Raw genomic sequence first — 19,307 nt, forward strand, 5'->3', positions numbered from 1 at the left:
ATGAAGCTTCCCGCTGCTCTTTTCCTGCTGCTGGCTGCCAGCGCCGCGCAGGCCCATGACATCCGCCAGCACGCACCGCATGTGCACGGCCAGGCGACCGTCGATGTTGCGCTTGAACAGCAAACCCTGGAATTCGGCCTTCAGGCCCCCGGCATCGGCATCCTCGATTACGAGCGGCCGCCGGCCAATGCAGCCGAGCAGGCCGCGCTGGCACGGGCGACGTCATTGCTGAAGGGCGGCAACTGGGTCACCTTGCCCACCGCTGCGGGCTGCCGTCTGGCCACCAGTAAAGCCGATGCGGAGGGCTTCGACGCGACGGCCGCCGCGCCGCCGCCGGGACAGCACCGGCACGCAGGTTTCAGCGCAACGCTGCAGTACCACTGTGCCAAACCTGCCGCGCTGCGCGCCATCGTCGTGCGCCTGCCCGTACTTTTCCCGGGCCTGCACGAAGTCATCGTCAACAGCGCAACCGCCAATGGCCAAAACCGCAGTGTGCTGACGCCCGACAACTTGCGCGTGGTGCTGGCACCGTGAGCGCGGCACCGGTGATCTCGCTGGAAGACGTGCAGTTCGGCTACGGCACGCGGCTGGTGCTGGACATCCCGCAGTTGTGGGTCGAGCAGGGCAGCAGCGTGTTGCTGCGCGGAATCAGCGGTGGCGGCAAAAGCACCCTGCTGGGCCTGCTGGCGGGCGTGCTGCTGCCCGGCAAGGGCCGTGTCGAGGTGGCCGGCCACGCACTGCAGGACATGGGGGGTGCGGCGCGGGATCGTTTCCGTGCCGACCAGTTGGGCGTGATCTTCCAGCAGTTCAATCTGCTGCCGTTCCTCACCGTGCGCGACAACATCGCGCTGGGCCTGCGCTTCTCGCGCCTGCGCAGCGCACGCATCAGCGGGCCGCTGGATGCCGAGATCGCCCGCCTGCTGCAGGCCCTGCAGCTCAATCCTGAGCTGATGCAGCGGCGGGCGGGTACGCTCAGTGTCGGCCAGCAACAACGCGTGGCGGCAGCGCGCGCCCTGATCGGCCGGCCGGCGTTGCTGCTGGCCGATGAGCCCACCTCGGCGCTCGACCGCGAAGCGGCGAGCGCCTTCCTGCAGCTGATGTCCGCGCAGTGCCAGGCGGCCGGCACCACGGTGCTGGTGGTCAGCCATGACGACAGCCTGCAGCCGTTGTTCGATCGCACCATTTCACTGTCCGAGATCAACCAGGCAGGTGCCGGCCATGCTTGAGCTTGCCTGGGCCAGCCTGCGCAGCCGCGCGTTGAGCGTGGGCCTGACCGTGCTGGTCATCACCCTCAGCGTGGTGCTGCTGCTGGGCGTCGAGCGTGTACGCACGCAGGCGCACGAGGGGTTTGCCAGCACCGTATCGGGCACCGATCTGATCGTCGGTGCGCGTTCGGGACCGGTGAACCTGCTGCTGTATTCGGTGTTCCATATCGGCGACCCGACCAACAACGTGTCCTGGCAGTCCTACCAGGAGCTGTCCGCATTGCCGCAGGTGAAGTGGTCGGTGCCGTTGTCGCTGGGCGATTCCTGGCGCGGCTACCGGGTAGTGGGTACCACTGGCGGCTACTTTGAACACTATCGTTATGGTTCCGGCCACGCGCTGGCCTTTGCACAGGGGCGGCCCTTCGATGATCTGTATGACGCGGTGATCGGCGCGGAGGTGGCTCGCGCGCAGAAGGTCGGCCTCGGCGACGAGATCGTGCTGGCGCACGGCACCGGCGCGGTCACGCTGGCCACGCATGCCGACAAGCCGTTCCGCGTTGCCGGCATCCTGCAGCGCACCGGCACGCCGGTGGATTCGTCGCTGCTGGTCTCGCTGCCGGCCATCGAGGCGATCCATGTTGACTGGCGATCGGGCGTGCAGCTGCGCAGCCAGAGCGTCAGCGCCGAGCAGGCGCGCCACCTGGACCTGACCCCGACCAGCATCACCGCCTTCATGCTCGGCCTGAACTCGCGCACCTCCACGTTCTCGGTACAGCGCAGGATCAACGAGTATCCGGACGAGGCGATGCTGGCGATCCTGCCCGGCGTGACCCTGCAGCAGCTGTGGCAGTCGCTGGGCACCGCCGAGCGAGCCCTGCAGCTGATCAGTGCAATGGTGGTGCTGCTGGGCATGGTCTCGCTGGTGGCGCTGCTGGTCTCCACCCTGCAGGAGCGCCGACGCGAGATGGCCATCCTGCGTGCCACCGGTGCGCGACCGGGCTACATCGCGGGCCTGCTCGTGGTGGAAGCGGTGGCGACCAGTGCGGTGGCCAGCGTGCTGGCCCTGTCGCTGCTGGTGGTCGCCAGCATTGCCGGGCGCGGCTGGGTACTGGCCACCTTCGGTCTGTCGATCACCCATGTCTGGCCGGATGGCCGTGAACTGGCATGGGCAGCGGGCGTGCTGCTGATCAGCGCCGTAGCCGGGCTGGTCCCGGCGTTGCTCGCTTACCGGCGCACCTTGGCCGATGGCCTTTCACCGGGAGGTTGAGCATGCGATGGATGCGGGTAGTGGCAATGGTGCTGGCGCTGGCCGCCTGTGAGCGGCCGGTGGATACCGGCGTACAGGCCTTGCCACCCTCGCCGGTCGTCGACCGCGATGACCCTGCAGGCGCTGTGGAGCAGGAGCTGGACTGGTTGCAGATGATGCCCAAGGACGAGCTGGCCGCGCTGGAGCGGGGCGAGGGCCCGGAGGTCGAGCACAACGGCAACCGGCGCATGCCGCAGTTCGGTACCTTCCGCACGGTGGACACGGTCCTGCAGCGGCCGGTGCGCCTGCCGGGTTACGTGGTGCCACTGGCCAACGCGCAGGACGGGCGGCTGACCGAATTCCTGTTCGTGCCGTACTACGGCGCCTGCATCCACGTGCCACCACCGCCACCGAACCAGATCGTGCACGTAGTGCTGCCGCGCCCGATCGGGATGCCGGACATGTACTCACCGTTCTTCCTGGCGGGCACCCTGCGCGCCGAACGGTTGGATGACGATCTGGCCGGTTCGGCCTACACCATGCGTGACGCACAGCTGAGGCCCTATGAACCGTAGTCACCTGTTGCTGGCGGTGGGATGCCTGTGGTTGGCAGGCTGTACGGCGCCGGGCGGCGATGCCTTGGTGGTCGGGCCGCAGGATAAGCCGGCGCCCTCCGCCACGGCCGAAGCCCCCATCGACCGTTGGGACGCGTTGCGACCCGACGAAGTGAGCTACCAGCGCCCACCCCCGCAGATCGGCCTGTCACGCAATGGCATGGAGGGCGTGGGTGGCCTGATCGACGACACCGGCTCGGGCACGCCACCGGGGCTGGAGATCGACCATTCCAGCCCGGACCGGGCCAAGCAGTTCGGCTCCTCGCGCGTGGTCGACGCTGTCGACGGTCGCGCGGTGGATCTGGACGGCTACGTGGTGCCGCTCGGCACCAACGATGCCGGCCTGGTCGATGAACTGCTGTTCGTGCCGTTCTACGGCGCGTGTATCCATGTGCCGCCGCCGCCACCCAACCAGATCATCCACGTGACCCTGGCGACACCGATCGCGCTGGGCGATCTGTGGGATCCGTACCGGCTTGCCGGCCGCCTGCAGGTGAAGCGTTTCGACGCGGACATCGCCAGCGCGTCCTACGATGCCGCGGCCGCCACGCTGACGGCGATCCGCAACTGATGCGCAGGCGATGGCTCATGGCTACCGGGGTGCTGCTGGGCGCGGTGGTGCTGCTGGTGTGGTGGCAGCGGCAGCGCGCACCCACTGCGCCGCCTGCGGTCGCGTTTCCGGCACCGGCGTCCGATGCCAGCCAGCGTATCGAACAGCGTCTGGGTGATGACCCCGCGTTTCGCAACGACGTGCTCTTCCTGCTCGCAGCAACATTGCGCGACCGCTGCCAGCCGGCGCAGGCGGGGCTGCTGGTGCGCATGGCCAATCGTGCATCGCTGCCGGTGCTGGCGGCAGTCAGCGCGGTGACCCAGCAGGACCCATCGCTGGACCGGCCGATCTACCAGTACATCCAGCACCGCGCCGATGCGACGCCGTGCGGGCAGCCGCTGCAGATGCCGTTGGCCGGTAGGCGCAGCATGGCCGTGGACATCGAACAGTATGCGCGCACGTTTCCGGACAGCTACTTCGACCCGCAACGCAGCAGCGAACCGCGGGATTTTGGTGGACTGTCGCTGCAGCAGCGTGCCGGCAACGCCTGCAACAGCGTGGTGTATTCGGTGCTGCCGCTGGGTGGCGCCGACTGGCGGTGCAGCAGCCTGCGCGCGAATGCCCGTGCGCGGGTGCGCGGCCTGTGCGAGGACGAGCTGCGGCGCCAGCATGGGGGAACTGGCGGGGAACTGGACATGGCCGTGGGGAAGGGCATGCAGGCGGCGGTGGTATCGGCGATTGCCGCACTGCCGGAAGATTGCCGGTGATGATCCCTGACGCCGGGCACGACCCGGCATGAGGGGCACGACAACATGAACATTGCCCGGGCCCCAATCTGAATTGGTGGCGCTGTTTTCATAACTATACAGGACATCCTGTATAGTTATGGCCGTATTCCACCCCCGATCAGGTTCTCCCATGGCTTTGTCCCAGCCCTTGGCCGGTGCGCCGGCCCTGTCGCGTGCCCGTCGCTGGGCACTGTTGTTCACCGTCGCCGCTGGCCTGCTGCTGGTCACGCTCGACAACTCCGTGCTCTACACCGCGCTGCCCACCCTGACCGAGGAACTCTCGGCCAGTGCCGGCCAGGCGCTGTGGATCATCAACGCCTATCCGCTGGTGATGGCCGGCCTGCTGCTGGGTGCGGGCACGCTGGGCGACCGCATCGGTCACCGGCGCATGTTCCTGATCGGCCTGGTGGTGTTCGGCGTCGCCTCGCTGGCAGCGGCGTTCGCTGACACCGCAACGCAGCTGATTGCCGCGCGTGCATTCCTGGCGATCGGTGCCGCAGCGATGATGCCGGCCACGTTGGCGTTGATCGGACTGAGCTTCCACGAAGAACGCGAACGCAACATCGCCATCGCGATCTGGGGGTCGGTCGCCATCGTCGGTGCGGCGCTCGGCCCGATCATTGGCGGCTGGCTGCTGCAGCACTTCTGGTGGGGCTCGGTGTTCCTGATCAACGTGCCGGTGGTGGTGGTCGCGTTCGTGGCCACGCTGCTGCTGGCGCCGGAAGGACAGCGCGACACCTCGCGGCCATGGGACCTGGTGTCGTCAGTGCTGGCATTGGCTGCACTGTCCGGCCTGGTGCTGGCGATCAAGTCGCTGATCGCCACGCCGCCCTCATATGCGCTGGGCGCAGCCGCGCTGGTGTTGGCCGTCATCAGCGGTGCGGCGTTCGCGCGCCGCCAGCAGCAGCTGCCGTACCCGCTGCTGGACTTTGCGATCTTCCGTAATCCGGCGTTCCTGGCCGGCACGCTGTCGGCGGTGTTCACCCTGTTCGCGATGGCCGGCCTGCAACTGGTCACCACGCAGCGCTTCCAGCTGGTGGCAGGTTTCACGCCGCTGCAGGCGGGCCTGCTGGTGTCGGTGGCGGCACTGGGCAGCCTGCCCAGTGCGCTGCTCGGCGGCAGCATCCTGCACCGGGTTGGCCTGCGCCCGCTGATCTGTGGTGGCCTGGCCGCAGGTGCGCTGGGCGTCGGCGTGGTGGCGTTCGGCTTCCTGCACGGCCTTGGTTGGGTGGTGGCTGGCATGGCCATCACCGGCTTCGGTATGGGTTCGGCCATCTCGGTGGCGTCCACCGCCATCCTCAACAACGTGCCGGCGCACCGTGCGGGCATGGCCTCGTCGGTGGAAGAAGTGTCCTATGAGTTCGGTGGCCTGCTGGCGGTGGCGATGCTGGGCAGCTTGAGTGCCGCAATGTACAGCGCGTTCCTGCCAGTCTCGGCCGATATGCCCGCGCTTGCCCGCGAGGGTTTCACCCAGGCGCTGCATGCCGCGCGCGAGAGCGGGCAGGGCGAGTGGTTCGCACTGGCTGCGGCCGCGTATGACCGTGGCTACCAGATCGTGCTGCTGGTGATCATGGCGGTGCTGGCGCTGGGTGCGGCGATCATCGCGCGCCTGCTGCGCGGCCGCGTCGGCAGCCGCGAGGGCGCGGCCGATCGCGTAAAATGAAGCGATGAGAACCAGCAAGCGCGATCGCATCCTCGACGCCGCCGTCAACGTGATCAATCGTGACGGCGTGCGCGCGGTGACCTTTGAGTCGGTGGCGGCCGAGGCCCAGCTGACACGCGGTGGCCTGCTGTATCACTTCCCGTCCCGCGAGGCGCTGCTGCGGGGGATCGACGAACACCTGGTACAGGCCTGGGAGACGTCGATGGAAGCGTTGCTGGGCAAGACCGCCGAGCAGGCCACTGCGTTGGAGCGTTACCAGACCTTTGTGCGCGTGTCGGCCCAGAGCGCCACCCGTGCCGAGCTGATGTTCATGCTCGAATCGGCCGACCCGGACGCCGAAGAGCGCCCGTGGGGACCGGCGGTGCGTCGCTGGGCACCGCTGCCGCCGGAGGCGGGTACAGCGGAAGACAGCGCAGCGCTCGACAATTTCGTGGCGCGGCTGGCCGCCGATGGCCTGTGGATCTACGAGGCGATGTACGAAGGGCAGCTGGACGAAGGCGTACGTGCCCAGGTTGCCGAGCGCATCGCCGGGCTGCTGGCGAAGCCTGATGGGTCACCGCACTTGTAGCGTCGAGCCATGCTCGACTGCTCTCCGGTCAGGCAACGAAACCCCCGCGCTTCGCGCGATAGCTGACCCGCGGTCGACTCTACCCGTTACCTATTTACCCAGCCGGCGCTGCGCTCGCGGCCAACCACGCCCTCGGCGAGGCCCCCAACCGTTTGCGGAACGCTTTCGACAGTGACGCGGTATCGGCAAAGCCCACCTCGATCGCCACCTGCTTGACCGCCACGCCGGCCCTCAATTGCGCGCAGGCCAGGCTCAGCCGCCAGTCCAGCAGATAACTGGCCGGCGTTGCCTGCATCACGTCCTTGAACACGGCCGCGAACGCGCTGCGCGACATGCCGGCCGTCGCGGCCATGCGCGGCAGCGTCCATTCGTCCTGTGGCGCCTGGTGCATCGCCACCAGTGTGCGTGCCAGCCGTACATCGGACAGCCCCCGCATCAGCCCATGGCTGACGCCGGCCGCATCCGGGTGGTCCACCACCCAGCGCAGGATCTGGATCAGCGCGACCTCGAACAGGCGGTTGGTCAGCAGCCGTGAACCACAGCGCTGGCGATCGGCCTCGGCGAACAGCAGGTGCAGGGTGTCATCCAGTTCGCCGATCGCGGCCAGTGGCACCACCATCACCGGCGGCAGCGACTGCACGATCGGATTACGCGCGCCGCCATCGAAATCCAGCGTGGCGCAGGTGAAATCCGGGCCTTCCAGCGGTGCATTGAAGAACACATGGTGCAGCGGTTGCGGATACAGCAGCAGGCTGGGTGTGTCGATCTTCAACCGGGGCAGCGCGATATCGCCGTCGGGATGACGGACCTCCATTTCACCCTGGCGCAGGATGTGCAGGAAGGCACGACCGGGCTGCGGCTCGAAGACATGGCGCCCGCACAGCGGACCGCTGTGGAACAGCGCGGCCTGCACCCGGAAGCGTTCCAGCAGGGAGGAGAGACGGTCGGGTGGGGAGGTGTCGGTGGGCGTGCTCATGGATGAATGGACAACATGTGTGGCTGATTGCGCCTGAAGCGTCCAGCGAGTCTACCTAGGATGAGCGGGTCGCCCAATCCCGGGCGCTTTCCCAAGGAGATCCACCATGTCCCGTGTCCCCCTGATCGATGCCGCCAACACCAACGCCGACCGCCAGGCCCTGCTGGGTCAGGTCCACGCTGCCTTCGGCGCCACCCCCGCCATGTTCCGCGCCGTGGCCAACTCGCCAGCCGCCCTGCAGAGCATGTGGGGTTCGTTCGGCGCGCTGGGCGGCGGTCGCCTGTCGCCGCTGCTGGGCGAGCAGATCGCCGTGGCCATTGCCAACCGCAATGCCTGCGAGTATTGCCTGGCCGCACACACCGCGCTGGGCCGCAAGGCGGGTGCCAGCAGCGAGCAGATGGCCGCTGCACAGATCGGTCAGTCCAGTGACCCGGCTACCGCCGCTGCCCTGGACTTCGCGCTGAAGGTAGTCGAGCAGCGTGCGCAGGTCACCGATGGCGATGTGCAGGCGCTGCGTGCGGCCGGCTTCGACGATGAGCAGATCGTTGAGATCCTCGCCCACGTAGCGCTCAACCTGTTCACGAACTACGTCAACGTAGCGTTCGACGTGCCGGTGGACTTCCCGAAGGTGGCGCTGCGCTGAGCTGTGCCAGACCGGGGGCGTCGTGCTCCCGGTCGTTCTCAGTCGTCCCGGTTATCGTTCGCCTGCAGCCGCTCGGGATGGGTATACACGTTGAATCCGCGCTCCCGCGCGAACCCGACCAGGCACAGGCCTGCACTACGGGCAAGGTCGATCGCCAGCGCGGTCGGTGCCGAGACAGCAGCCAGTACGCTGACGCCGGCCCGTACGGCTTTGCTGACCATTTCGTAGCTGGCGCGGCTGGAAATCACCAGCAGCCCCCCCTCGATCGTGTGTTCATTGTGATGCAGGGCGCCGATCAGCTTGTCCAGCGCGTTGTGGCGGCCGACGTCTTCGCGCACCCAGCCGATGCGACCGCTGGCGTCGGCCCAGGCCGCGGCATGGGTCGAACCGCTCACCGCATTCATCGGCTGATGCTGCACCAGCGTGGCCAGCGCCCGTTGCAGGGCTGCTGGCGGGTAGGTTCGCCGTTCGCGCACCTCGGGCAGTGGCCGCAGCACTTCCTCCAGCTGGCGCGTGCCGCACAGGCCGCAGCCACCGCGGCCGGGCAGCAGGCGCCCGTTGGCCGGATCCAGGTCGGCACCGGGTGCATCCTCGGTCACGGTCATCTGCAGCTCGATGCCTTCCAGTTGCGGTCGTACCTCGATGGCCAGCAATTGGGCAGGCGTAGCGATCAATCCCTCGCTGAGCGAGAAGCCCAGCGCAAAGTCCTCCAGGTCGCAGGGTGTGGCCATCATCACCGCGAAGGCGGCGCCGTTGTAACGCAGCGCCACCGGCACTTCCTCAGCCACCACGTCGACCAGCGGCTGTTGCCCCTCGCTGCGCCAGCGCTGCAACGGGCGCAGGGCCGTGCCGGCAGGCGGGGTGTGCGGTGGGGTCGAATCAGGCATGCAGCGCGTCCGGACTAAGGAGATACGCAGGTGGTGGATCACCCACAGCGTCGAGAATAGCGCAGTGGCCATGCGCTGACGCGGGTGTAACCGTTGTCATGGCAGGCTGCGCTGAAAACAGCGTGCACCCACTGGCGAAGCCGTGCAGGCCGTGTTTGACTGTGGGGCTGGCCGTGCGATTGAAAGCGTCGCCGGACTGCGATATGCCCATTGTTGCCGCGTTCCTACCGTAAGGTCCCCGAACATGTCCGAGCAGAAGCCACCGCGTTACAAGCCGTACAACCAGCCGGCCGGTGGCTGGGGTGCCGCCGGTGCCACAGCCAAGGTGCTGCTGCAGCAAAGCGTGATCGGCAAAGGCTCGAAGGCGTTGCTGGCGATGAACCAGCCGGGTGGCTTCAAGTGCCCCAGCTGCGCGTTCCCCGACGCCGACGAACGCAAAAAGCTGGAGTTCTGCGAGAACGGCGCGAAGGCGCTGGCCTGGGAGGCCACCCAGTTCCGCGCCGGTCGCGAGCTGTTCGCCCAGTACACCGTCACCGAACTGATGGCGCAGACCGACTACTGGCTGGAGATGCAGGGCCGGCTGACCGAGCCGATGCGCTACGACGCAGCCACCGACCACTACGTGCCGTGCAGCTGGGATGATGCCTTCGCGCTGATCGGCCGCCACCTGCAGGCGCTGGACAGCCCGCACCAGGCCGAGTTCTATACCTCCGGGCGCACGCCCAATGAAGCGGCGTTCCTGTATTCGATCTTTGTGCGCGAGTTCGGTACCAACAACTTCCCGGACTGCTCGAACATGTGCCACGAGCCGACCAGCCGCGGCCTGCCGCCGGCCATCGGGGTGGGCAAGGGCACGATCGTGCTGCAGGATTTCGAGCACGCCGAGGCGATCTTCGTGATCGGCCAGAACACCGGCACCAATTCACCGCGGATGATGAGCAACCTGGTCGAGGCGCGCAAACGCGGCATCCCGATCGTGGCGGTCAATCCGATGCCCGAGCGCGCGCTGATCCGCTTTGCCGAGCCGCAGGACGTGGTGCAGATGGCCACGTTCGGTTCGACCGAGATCACCAGCGAGTTCGTGCACATCCGTATCGGCGGCGACCTGGCTCTGATCAAAGGCATGATGAAGGTGATGTTCGAGCGCGAGGCGCAGGGCGAGCGCGTGCTCGACCATGCGTTCCTGTCAGAGCACACGGTGGGCCTGGAGGCGCTGCGCGAAGACGTGATGGCGCAGGACTGGGACGAGATCGTGCAGGTGTCCGGCATTTCGCAGGCGCAGATCCGACGCTGTGCGGAGATCTACATCCGCTCCAAGGCCACCGTGATCTGCTACGGCATGGGGCTGACCCAGCACCAGTATGGCTCGCGCCTGCTGCAGCAGGTCGCCAACCTGCTGATGCTGCGCGGCAACTTCGGCAAGCCCGGTGCGGGCATCGGGCCGATCCGTGGGCATTCCAATGTGCAGGGCGACCGCACCGTCGGCATCGACGAGAAGCCCAAACCGGCCTATCTGGACCGCGTGCAGCAGGTGTTCGGCTTCGATCCGCCGCGTGAGCATGGCCATCATGTGGTTGAATCCATCGAGGCGATGCTGGACGGCAGCGCCAGGGTGTTCATCGGCCTGGGTGGCAACTTCATCCATGCGGTGCCCGATACGCCTCGCGCGTATGAAGCGATGCGTGGGCTGGACCTGACCGTGGGCATCGCCACCAAGCTCAACCGCGGTCATCTGGTTCATGGCCGCGATGCGCTGATCCTGCCGGTGGTGGCGCGCTCGGAGCGCATCGTCACGCCGGCCGGCGAGCAGTTCGTCACCATCGAAGACGCGATGTCGAACGTGACCGCCTCGCGCGGCGTGCTCGAACCGGTCAGCACCGAGGTGCTGCCCGAGGTCGAGATCGTCTGCCGCATGGCGATGGCTGCGCTGCCGCACAGCAAGGTCGACTGGGCGCGGTGCATGCACGACTATGCGCCCATCCGCGATCTGATCGCTGCCGTGTACCCGGAGATCTACACCGGCTTCAACGAGCGCATCCAGCAGCCACACGGCTTCCATCTGGACATTCCGCCGCGCCGCCGCGTCTGGCCCACGCCGAATGGCAAGGCCAACATCCTGGTGATGCCCGGCCTGGACGTGGACGATCCGGTGCACGATCCGGACATGTTGCGGTTGGCCACGGTACGCTCGCACGATCAGTACAACACCACCATCTACAGCTACAACGACCGCTATCGCGGCGTGTACAACGATCGCATGGTGCTGTTCATGAATATCGAGGACCGGCTGGCGCGCGGACTGCAGAAGGAGGCGCTGGTCAGCTTGGAGACGATCAGCGGCGATGGCGTGCAGCGGCGCATCGAGGGCCTGACCGTGCTGGACTACCCGATGCCGCGCGGCGCGCTGGCCGGTTACTACCCGGAGCTGAACCCGTTGTTGCCGCTGGACTACTACGACCGCATCAGCGGCACGCCCGCCGCCAAGTCGATTCCGGTGCGGGTGCAGGCGATGGCCGCGGCCATTGCGTAGCGCGCGCATCGGCTATCATCGGCGTGTGAACCTGTCTGGCCTGCTGCTGCGATGGATGTTGCTTGTCGCCCTGGTGCTGAATGCACCGGCGCTGGCGCTCGCCGCGTCTTCGTACAGCGGCCCGGCCAGCCAGGACCATTGCGCTGCACCGCATTCGGCGGCCATGGCCGGATGCTGCGACGATGCAGCATCAACGGTCTGCCAGAGCAATGAGTGCGAATGCCCGCCGGCCAGCCTCGGCATGCTGGCCTCCCTGAGCGGAACGCCCGCCTTGCCATGGCGTGAGGCGCCTTTGCCAGCCAGCGCCCAGCAACGCGCACCGCCGCCGTTGCCGGACCCATTACGGCCTCCCATCGTGTGATTCCCTGCAGGCCTCAAGTGCCTGCCATAGCTGCTCGACTCATTCTCGACTCTGCCTGTGCCTTCGATGCGCAGGCAGCGGGCCGCGTTGCCCGCATCTGCAAAGGAATCAACACCATGAACCGTTCTCTCTCCCTCGGCCTGCTGCTGGGCACCGTGCTGGCCACCACCGCCTGCGCGCGTGCCGCTGAAGAATCCGCCGCCACGCCGGTTGCCAGCGAAGCCCCTGCGGCACCGATCATGGCCGGTCCGTCGCAGGTGGATCCTGCACTGCCCATCGCCATCGTGCACAAGACTGCCAGCTGTGGCTGCTGCGGCATCTGGGTCGATCACCTGAAGGCCGAAGGCTTCCAGGTGGATGTGCGCGACACCGACGACATGAACCCGATCAAGGTCCGCCTGGGTGTACCGGTCGGCAAGGCCTCCTGCCACACCGCCGAGATCGGTGGTTACGTGGTTGAAGGCCACATTCCGGCCGAGGACATCAAGCGACTGCTGGCCGAGCGACCGGCGGTGCGCGGGCTTGTGCTGCCCGGAATGCCGGCTGGTTCGCCGGGCATGGAAATGCCCGACGGCTACGTGCAGCCATACACTGTCGAACTGGTGCGCACCGACGGCAGCACCGAGCCGTTTGCCCAGCACGGGCAGGGTGGCTGATGGTCGCAGGTGCCGGTCGCCCTGAGCGGCACCTTCCCACGTGTCCTGTGTAGAGCCGAGCCCACGCTCGGCTGTCTTCTTCCGGCAAGCCGAGCGTAGGCTCGGCTCTACAGGATCAGCGGTGTGCCGCAGTTTCCCTGGCCAGCTGCGCGTCGAACGTCTTCTCGGCCGCATCCGCGTAGGCGCTGCAGGTCAGTGCCTTGGCGCCGGCCTTGCTGCCGGCGGCATAGTTCCAGTTACTGGCACCCGGGTGCGGGGTCAGCAGCAGTTCGCAGGGCAGGCCGCGCACGGTAGTGAAGCTGCGCTTGTAGTCCTCGATCAGTCGCGGATAACGGGGATTGCCCTTCAGCTGGTAACCCGGCGCGCTCAGGCTGTCGGCGTAGGCGATGCGCACCGGCTTGCCGTCGCGCGTATCGGTCCAGGTCCAGGCGGTGCTGCCCGGGGTGTGCCCCGGCATGAAGTGCGCGGTGAATGCGATGCCGCCCACCGTGACCACTTCGCCATCCATGATGATGCGGTCGGCGCTGGTGGGCGGATAGGTGATGCCGTCGCCAAAGTGCAGGTCGTTGCTGCCGCCGCGCGCCAGCAGCACCGCTGATTCGGCATTGGCCACAACGTGCGCGCCGGTGCGACGCTTGAGCTCGGCCACCGGGCCGGCGTGGTCGGCATGCGCATGGCTGAGCAGGATCAGTCGCAGGTCCTGCGGGGCCACGCCGCGCACCTTCATGTTGTCCAGCAGGTGGCCGGCCATCTGTGGCATGCCGCCGTCCAGCAGCACTGCGCCCTCGGCGGTCTGCACCAGCAGCGCGGTCAGGTTTTCGGTACCGATCTGCCAGGTCTGGTCGGCGATCTGCAGCGGTGCCATCGGCTGCAGCCAGGAGGTGTCCACGGTGTAGGCCCGCAGCTGCGGCAGTGGTGCCTCGGCGGCACTGGCGTGCGCGACCGGAACAGCAGCGGTCAGGGCGAAGGCGAGCAGGGAACAACGCATGGTTCACGTCCGTTTGAAGGAGGCCCAGAAACTAGCATGGGCCCCCTTCATCGCGTCTCGCATAGATTTCATGGCTCCCATAAGGGCGCCATGGATCAGTACCGGTACTGCCACCCCAGCGTCAGCACCCGGCCGCGGCCGGAGAAATAGCTCGGATTCGACGGCGTGGTCTGCGAGTAGTAGCTGATGTACTGCTTGTCCGCCAGGTTCTGCACGCCCAGCGTGAAGGCGTGCTTGTCCAGCGTATAGCGCGCGACCAGATCCAGAGTGGTGTAACCCTTGAACTCCGCCACCTGCGCGCCACGCAGGTCGAAATCACGGTCGAAGGCATGGCTGGCCTGCAGGCGCGTGCTGAGCTGCGGCGTCCAGCTCTGTTCCCAGAACGCGGTCAGCCGGTTCGGTGCGATGTTCACGCCGGCGAGGTCGCTGTCGAGACGACCGTCGACGTCGGCGTCGTAGCGGCCGTTGGCGCGCGCATAGCCCAGGCCAAGCCGGCTGTCGCCCAACCGCAGGCGCAGGTTGCTTTCAAAGCCTTCCACGCGGGTGGCCTGGCGCTGCACCGCATAGGCATCGATGCCCGGATCGTAGATCAGTACCGAGCCGAGCTTGGATTCGGAGGTGTAGTAGGCGATGTCGCCGCTGAAGCGGCCATCGTCGTACTCCAGGCCAATCTCGCGGTTGTCCGACACTACCGGTGACAGGTCGATGAGGCTGTCCACGCGTTGTCCGTCGCGGTTGATCGCGCGCAGCACGCGGCCGACGTCGGCCACGGTGTAGCCTTCCGAATACGAGGCGTAGGCGTTGAGGCGATCGTTGATGTACCAGACCGCGCCGAAGTTGGGCAGGGTCTCGCTCATGGTCGGCTTGCCGCCAGCCACCTTGCGAGCGCCGTAGCGGGGCAGGGTGGTGTAGTCACCCACGTCCAGCTCGCCCTTCTCGTAACGCAGGCCGCCGGACAGCATCAGGTGATCGGTCGGCCACCAGTGCAGCTGCAGCAGCGGTGACAGGCTCTGGTAGGTGGTCTGCGGCACCCAGTTCATGCCACTGGCCAGCAGCACCTGGTGGGTGCGGTCGCGCAGGCCGTCCAGGCCCAGGGTCACGTCCAGCGTGGTGTCGGCGACGCGGGTCCAGCTCTGGGTCAGCTTGAAGCCGCGCTTGTCCGATTCGTTCTGGGTCTGGTCCCAGGCGGCGTTGGCGCCGGTGTTGCCCCACGGGTCCCACTGGCTGGCACCGTAGCGGCCTTCGAAATCCACCGCGAAGGCCTGCGCCTGAAAACGGCCACCGAGCAGGTCGGCGGCGCTGTAGTCCACCGTCAGCGAACGCGAGCGGTTCATCGGCGGATCGAGTGGCGTATCGCCGGGGACCGAAATGGTCGGGCGACCGGTCCGATAGTCACCGTTGATGGCCAGGTAGTTGTCCATCCCGCGCAGTTCGTAGCGGTTGGCCATGACCTGCAGGCGATGGCCCTCGGCAATGTTCCAGCCCAGCTTGGCGAACACGTTCGATGAGGTCGAGTCCATCAGCTCGCCCTGCGCGTTGGTGCCGATCGATCGGCCCTCGCCGTCGTGGTACAGGCCCTGCTTCTCATAGGCCAGGCCAGCCACCAGGTCGAACTGCTCGCCGCGCACGCCCACCAGGGCCGAGCCGCGCTGGCCATTGTCGTCGTGGCGGCTGGGCAGGGCAGCGCTGTAGCTGACGTTGGTGTCGAGCAGGAACGCGCCCGGCTCACTGGGCGCACTGCGGGTGATGATGTTGACGATGCCGCCGGTGCCGCCGATGCCCTGCAGCGCGTTGGCGCCGTGGATGACCTCGATGCGTTCGATCATCGCCGGGTCGATGGTGTGCGAATCACGCGAGCCATCGCGCAGCGGCGTGGACTGCGGCACGCCGTCGACCATGTACAGGATGCCGCGGCCACGCAGGGTTTCGCCGTAGTTGGACATCTTTTCGCGCGCCGGGGCAAATGCCGGGATCTGTGACGACAGCACCCGCGACACATCCGAACCCAGCGCCAGCTGCTGGGCGATGTCCTCGCGGGTCAGCACCGTGATGGTATTGGGCATGGCGGTCTCGCCCTGCGGCATGCGCGCGGTCGAGGCCGAGACCGTAACGCGGGCCAGCGACGTCGTCGTGGCGGATGACGGCGCCGATGATGCGGCCCGGGCCGGGGTGCGCGGCTTCGCCGGCGCTGGCGCGGCACTCACCACGAACACACCCGGCGAACGTTCCTGCATCGCCAGGCCTTGCCCGGCCAGCAGCCGCTGCAGGGCCTCACGCGGGGTGTAGCGGCCATCAACAGCCGGGGCGCTGCGGCCGCTCACGCTGTCGGCGGCGAACAACAGCTGGATGCCACTCTGCCGCGCCAGCGAGTTGAGCGAAGCCTGCAACGGGCCTGCCGGCAGGTGCAGCTCGATGGGCGCTGACGCAGCGGTCTGCGCCGTGGCGGGCAGGGCCGCACACAGGCAGGCAGCGAGCAGGGTGGGGGCCAGCCGGCGCAGAGCGGCAGGCGGAACAGGGCGGGTCATGCGGGGGTCCTTCGGAAGGGTTCAAGCACTTGCCGGATGGGACGGCGCGCAACCCACCCTCGGTGTGGCATTCAATCGCGGGCGCGCAGATGCAGGCTGCCATCGGTGCCGGCATGCACCTGCACCGGCAGGATCTCGGGCAGCAGCGCGAGTACGGTCTCGGCGCGGTCGGCATCGAAGACGCCCGACACCTGCAGGGGCCCCAGCGCTGGGTCGTCCAGCACGATGGGACGGTCGTGATAGCGCTGCAGGATGCGCAGGACCTCGCTCAGTGGCATGCGGTCGAACTGCAGGCGTCCGGTGGTCCAGTCCGCCTGCTCTGGATCGATGGCTTCCGGAGGTGACAGCGAACCGCGCTGGGCCAGCAGGCGCTGCCCTGGCTTCAGCCGCTGTTCGCTGCCGCCCTCGTCGACGCGCACGCCGACCTCGCCGCGCCACAGTGTCACTTCGCTCAGTTCCCCCTGGCGGTCGACGTCGAACACCGTGCCGTAATTGCGCACGTGGACCGGGCCGGCATCCACCCCGAAGCGTCGCCAGGCCGAGTGCTGCACCTCGAAGCGTGCCCGCCCTTGTTCCAGCAGCACCTGCCGGGAGCGCAGATGGCGGCGCACCTGCACGCGGGTGCCTGCATCCAGCTGTACCCGACTGCCGTCGGCCAGGACGAGTTCACGGCGTTCGCCCACGCCGGTCTGGTAATCGCGGACCTGCCAGGCCGGGTCGGCCACGAGTACGGCGCCGGCCAGCACCAGCAACACGGGCAGTACCCGCTTCGCGCCGCCACCCCGGCGGCGCAGCGTTTCCGGGTCGGGCAGCGGAAAGCGTTGCTTCAGGGCGTCCCGATGCTGGTCCAGGATCTGGTCGGTGCTGGGGACTTCGGGTGGCGGCGGTGGTGCAGGTGCATCGCTCATTGCAGCGTGCCCTGCTGGAGGCAATCGGCCATGGCCAGCCGCAGGTGACGCTCCACCGCCTTCAGGCCGATGCCCATGCGCTGCGCGACGTCGGCCTGCGGCAGCGCGTGGATCTTGTGCAGGATGAAGACCTGCCGGCGCCGGCAGGGCATGCGCTCGATGGTCGCGCTCAGGCGCTGCAACGCCTGCTGTCCCTGCGCCTGCTGCTCGGGGCCTGGGCGTGGGCAGGCGTCATCGGGCAGTTCGGCACGCGACTCCACCCAGTGCCGGCGCAGAGCCTCGGCGCGGCAGCGGTCCACCGCCGCATCGTGGGCGATGCGCCGCAGCAGTGCGATGGGTTGCCGTGCATCGTAGGCGGCGGGGCGTTCCAGCAGCCGCACGCAGACGTCGTGCACCACTTCACGGGCCAGCCCTGGCGACCGGAAACGGCAGCGCAGGTACTCCACCAGTTCCTCGTAGTGGCGCACCAGCGAGGACACCAGCGGCAGCGCAGGAGGGTGTGGGGAAGGTAGTTGGGACATCCGGACCGGAAGCAGGGGCAAGGGTGTGCACGGGGAGGGCGTCCCTGCGCGATGACGCAATACTAATGGGAACCGTTCGCGTTTGCTATGTGGTTCGGGGATCGGGATTGTTCGGCGAGGCTGGAAAGTGAAACCACGATCATCGGCTGGAGCGCAGAATCGGCCGCGGCTAGCCTGCCAGCAGGCTCAAGGAGATGGACCATGCACGTGCTTCTGGTGATGGTGGGTGGGGTGCTGTTGTTGGGGGTGTTCCTGCTCTTCGGGCGGCTGTGGAGCGTAGGCCAGTCACAGCTGCCCACGGCCCTGATCGCGTTCATCGCCACCTGGCTGCTGGTGACGGTGGCCAACATGTGGGTGGGCGTGAGCAGGGCCGGCTACGCCGTCCGGGAGGAGCTGCCGATCCTGCTGCTGGTGTTCGCGGTGCCGGCCTTGCTGGCCGGTCTGCTGTACTGGCGCCTGGCGCGCTGAAGGACGGCCATGAGCACACGACTGCGACTGCCTGCCCTGCGCCAGCGCGATGGCCACCACGCCCGCGTGACCTACGAAGAGCTGTTCTTCGACCTCGTCTACGTGTTTGCGGTTACCCAGCTCAGCCACCATCTGCTGCATCACCTGGATCTGGTCGGGGTGATGCAGACCCTGGTGCTGTGGTTCGCGGTCTGGCTGGGCTGGCAGTACGCCTGCTGGGTCAGCAACTGGTTCGATCCGGAGGCGCCACGCATCCGGAGCCTGTTGTTCGTCACCATGCTGCTGGCGTTGCTGATGTCCTCGTCCATTCCCGAGGCCTTCGCTGAACGCGCCTGGGTCTTCGCGGGGGCCTACGCCACCATGCAGGTCGGGCGCACAGTGTTCGTGCTGCTGGAGGTCGGGCGCAACCATCCGCTGGCGCCCAATTTCCGCCGCATGCTGGCGTGGGTGAGCGTGTCGGCCTGCTTCTGGCTGGCAGGCGCTGCTGCCGAGGGCAACCTGCGCCTGGCCTTGTGGGCGGTGGCGGTGGCCTGCGAGTACATCTCGCCGATGTTCGGCTTCGCGTTTCCGGGGTTGGGCCGTTCGCACACCCGCGAGTGGACCATCGAAGGCGGGCACCTGGCCGAACGTTGCCAGTTGTTCGTCATCGTCGCGCTGGGTGAAACGTTGCTGGCCACTGGCGGCGTGCTCAGCGAGGTCGAGCACTGGAGCGGCGATGTGGTCTCGGCGGTGCTGGCCACCTTCGCCGGCACCATCGCCATGTGGTGGTTGTATTTCGGCATCTCCAGCCGCGATGCCACCGCGGCGATCACCCATTCCGAGGACGCCGGGCGGATGGGGGCCAACTTCCACTACGTGCATGCGCTGCTGATCGCCGGCATCATCGCCACCGCGGTCGGCAATGACCTGGTCATGGACCATCCTGGCGCGACGGTGACCCTGGTCTACGCTACGGTGCTGGTTGCCGGACCGTTGATCTACCTGCTGGGCAGCGCCTTGTACAAGCGCATCGTGTACGGGCGCGCCCCGTATTCGCATCTGGTCGGTGCAGTGGCGTTGGTCGTGTTGGGGGTGGTTTTGCCGCACACCCATCTGCTGGGCGCCGGCTGGCTGACCAGCGCGGTGCTGCTGGCGGTGGGCTTGATGGATACGCAGTTGAAGCGTCGCCTGCGGCGCGCATGATCCGCACGCGCCGTTGCCGCATTATCGA

19 protein-coding genes are annotated in these 19,307 nt (G+C 67.5%); 13 read left to right on the top strand and 6 right to left on the bottom strand.

Going from position 1 to position 19,307, the window contains the following annotated elements; all coding sequences use genetic code 11:
- The 8 genes from N5D45_RS00345 to N5D45_RS00380 all read left to right on the top strand — a co-directional run bounded on the left by N5D45_RS00345 (window position 1) and on the right by N5D45_RS00380 (window position 6,634).
- The gene (locus tag N5D45_RS00345) at window positions 1-534 is read left to right on the top strand and encodes a DUF2796 domain-containing protein (RefSeq protein ID WP_043396125.1); all 534 of its coding nucleotides are present in this window, start codon (window positions 1-3) and stop codon (window positions 532-534) included.
- Complete coding sequence (locus N5D45_RS00350) at window positions 531-1,226, top strand: ATP-binding cassette domain-containing protein (RefSeq protein WP_057502796.1); 696 nt, start codon at window positions 531-533, stop codon at window positions 1,224-1,226. The genes N5D45_RS00345 and N5D45_RS00350 overlap by 4 nt, the downstream gene beginning before the upstream one ends.
- Window positions 1,219-2,472: an ABC transporter permease gene (locus N5D45_RS00355; RefSeq protein ID WP_043396122.1), complete on the top strand. Its 1,254-nt coding sequence runs from the start codon at window positions 1,219-1,221 to the stop codon at window positions 2,470-2,472. Before N5D45_RS00350 ends, N5D45_RS00355 begins: the two co-directional genes overlap by 8 nt.
- Window positions 2,473-2,474: 2 nt before the next feature.
- The gene (locus tag N5D45_RS00360) at window positions 2,475-3,026 is read left to right on the top strand and encodes a DUF3299 domain-containing protein (RefSeq protein WP_279938352.1); all 552 of its coding nucleotides are present in this window, start codon (window positions 2,475-2,477) and stop codon (window positions 3,024-3,026) included.
- On the top strand, window positions 3,016-3,636 hold the full coding sequence (locus N5D45_RS00365; protein WP_057502797.1) for a DUF3299 domain-containing protein: 621 nt from the start codon (window positions 3,016-3,018) through the stop codon (window positions 3,634-3,636). The genes N5D45_RS00360 and N5D45_RS00365 overlap by 11 nt, the downstream gene beginning before the upstream one ends.
- Entirely contained in the window at window positions 3,636-4,382 is a 747-nt protein-coding gene (locus N5D45_RS00370; protein ID WP_197656440.1) for a hypothetical protein, read from the top strand. The genes N5D45_RS00365 and N5D45_RS00370 overlap by 1 nt, the downstream gene beginning before the upstream one ends.
- A gap of 151 nt (window positions 4,383-4,533) precedes the next feature.
- Entirely contained in the window at window positions 4,534-6,066 is a 1,533-nt protein-coding gene (locus N5D45_RS00375; RefSeq protein WP_053443116.1) for an MFS transporter, read from the top strand.
- A 4-nt stretch (window positions 6,067-6,070) separates the two neighbouring features.
- A complete protein-coding gene (locus N5D45_RS00380) occupies window positions 6,071-6,634 on the top strand; it encodes a TetR/AcrR family transcriptional regulator (protein WP_049409551.1) in 564 nt (187 codons plus the stop codon).
- Between the two features lie 94 nt (window positions 6,635-6,728).
- On the opposite strand, the gene N5D45_RS00385 is transcribed toward N5D45_RS00380, so the two are convergent.
- Window positions 6,729-7,610, bottom strand: coding sequence for an AraC family transcriptional regulator (locus tag N5D45_RS00385; protein ID WP_049455146.1), 882 nt, complete (start codon window positions 7,608-7,610; stop codon window positions 6,729-6,731).
- 106 nt (window positions 7,611-7,716) lie between these two features.
- Here N5D45_RS00385 and N5D45_RS00390 point away from each other — a divergent pair, with 106 nt between their 5' ends.
- Entirely contained in the window at window positions 7,717-8,253 is a 537-nt protein-coding gene (locus N5D45_RS00390; protein ID WP_109814220.1) for a peroxidase-related enzyme, read from the top strand.
- Window positions 8,254-8,291: 38 nt separating this feature from the next.
- Here N5D45_RS00390 and fdhD read toward each other — a convergent pair whose 3' ends face one another.
- Window positions 8,292-9,140 carry a formate dehydrogenase accessory sulfurtransferase FdhD gene (gene fdhD / locus N5D45_RS00395; protein ID WP_057502802.1) on the bottom strand — a complete coding sequence of 283 codons (849 nt, stop codon included), beginning with the start codon at window positions 9,138-9,140 and terminating at the stop codon, window positions 8,292-8,294.
- A gap of 244 nt (window positions 9,141-9,384) precedes the next feature.
- On the opposite strand from fdhD, the gene N5D45_RS00400 reads away from it, so the two are divergent.
- Window positions 9,385-11,670, top strand: a complete 2,286-nt coding sequence (locus N5D45_RS00400) for an FdhF/YdeP family oxidoreductase (RefSeq protein ID WP_197656441.1) — start codon at window positions 9,385-9,387, stop codon at window positions 11,668-11,670.
- A 477-nt stretch (window positions 11,671-12,147) separates the two neighbouring features.
- Window positions 12,148-12,687 carry a DUF411 domain-containing protein gene (locus N5D45_RS00405; protein WP_010485452.1) on the top strand — a complete coding sequence of 180 codons (540 nt, stop codon included), beginning with the start codon at window positions 12,148-12,150 and terminating at the stop codon, window positions 12,685-12,687.
- Between the two features lie 115 nt (window positions 12,688-12,802).
- Here the strand turns inward: N5D45_RS00405 and blaL1 are convergent, their stop codons facing one another.
- The 4 genes from blaL1 to N5D45_RS00425 all read right to left on the bottom strand — a co-directional run bounded on the left by blaL1 (window position 12,803) and on the right by N5D45_RS00425 (window position 17,629).
- Window positions 12,803-13,675 (bottom strand): L1 family subclass B3 metallo-beta-lactamase, encoded by an 873-nt coding sequence (blaL1, locus tag N5D45_RS00410; protein WP_164191146.1) that lies wholly within the window; start codon window positions 13,673-13,675, stop codon window positions 12,803-12,805.
- A 95-nt stretch (window positions 13,676-13,770) separates the two neighbouring features.
- Entirely contained in the window at window positions 13,771-16,200 is a 2,430-nt protein-coding gene (locus N5D45_RS00415; RefSeq protein WP_279938353.1) for a TonB-dependent receptor, read from the bottom strand.
- 71 nt (window positions 16,201-16,271) lie between these two features.
- Complete coding sequence (locus N5D45_RS00420; RefSeq protein ID WP_010485457.1) at window positions 16,272-17,108, bottom strand: FecR domain-containing protein; 837 nt, start codon at window positions 17,106-17,108, stop codon at window positions 16,272-16,274.
- Window positions 17,105-17,629, bottom strand: a complete 525-nt coding sequence (locus N5D45_RS00425; protein ID WP_279938354.1) for an RNA polymerase sigma factor — start codon at window positions 17,627-17,629, stop codon at window positions 17,105-17,107. Before N5D45_RS00425 ends, N5D45_RS00420 begins: the two co-directional genes overlap by 4 nt.
- A 201-nt stretch (window positions 17,630-17,830) precedes the next feature.
- Between N5D45_RS00425 and N5D45_RS00430 the strand changes: the two genes are divergently transcribed.
- Window positions 17,831-18,097 carry a hypothetical protein gene (locus N5D45_RS00430; RefSeq protein ID WP_049448081.1) on the top strand — a complete coding sequence of 89 codons (267 nt, stop codon included), beginning with the start codon at window positions 17,831-17,833 and terminating at the stop codon, window positions 18,095-18,097.
- A 9-nt stretch (window positions 18,098-18,106) separates the two neighbouring features.
- Window positions 18,107-19,279 carry a low temperature requirement protein A gene (locus N5D45_RS00435; RefSeq protein ID WP_279938355.1) on the top strand — a complete coding sequence of 391 codons (1,173 nt, stop codon included), beginning with the start codon at window positions 18,107-18,109 and terminating at the stop codon, window positions 19,277-19,279.
- Window positions 19,280-19,307 lie beyond the last annotated feature (28 nt).

Source organism: Stenotrophomonas sp. GD03819, assembly GCF_029841665.1.
GTDB classification, from domain to species: Bacteria; Pseudomonadota; Gammaproteobacteria; order Xanthomonadales; family Xanthomonadaceae; genus Stenotrophomonas; species Stenotrophomonas geniculata.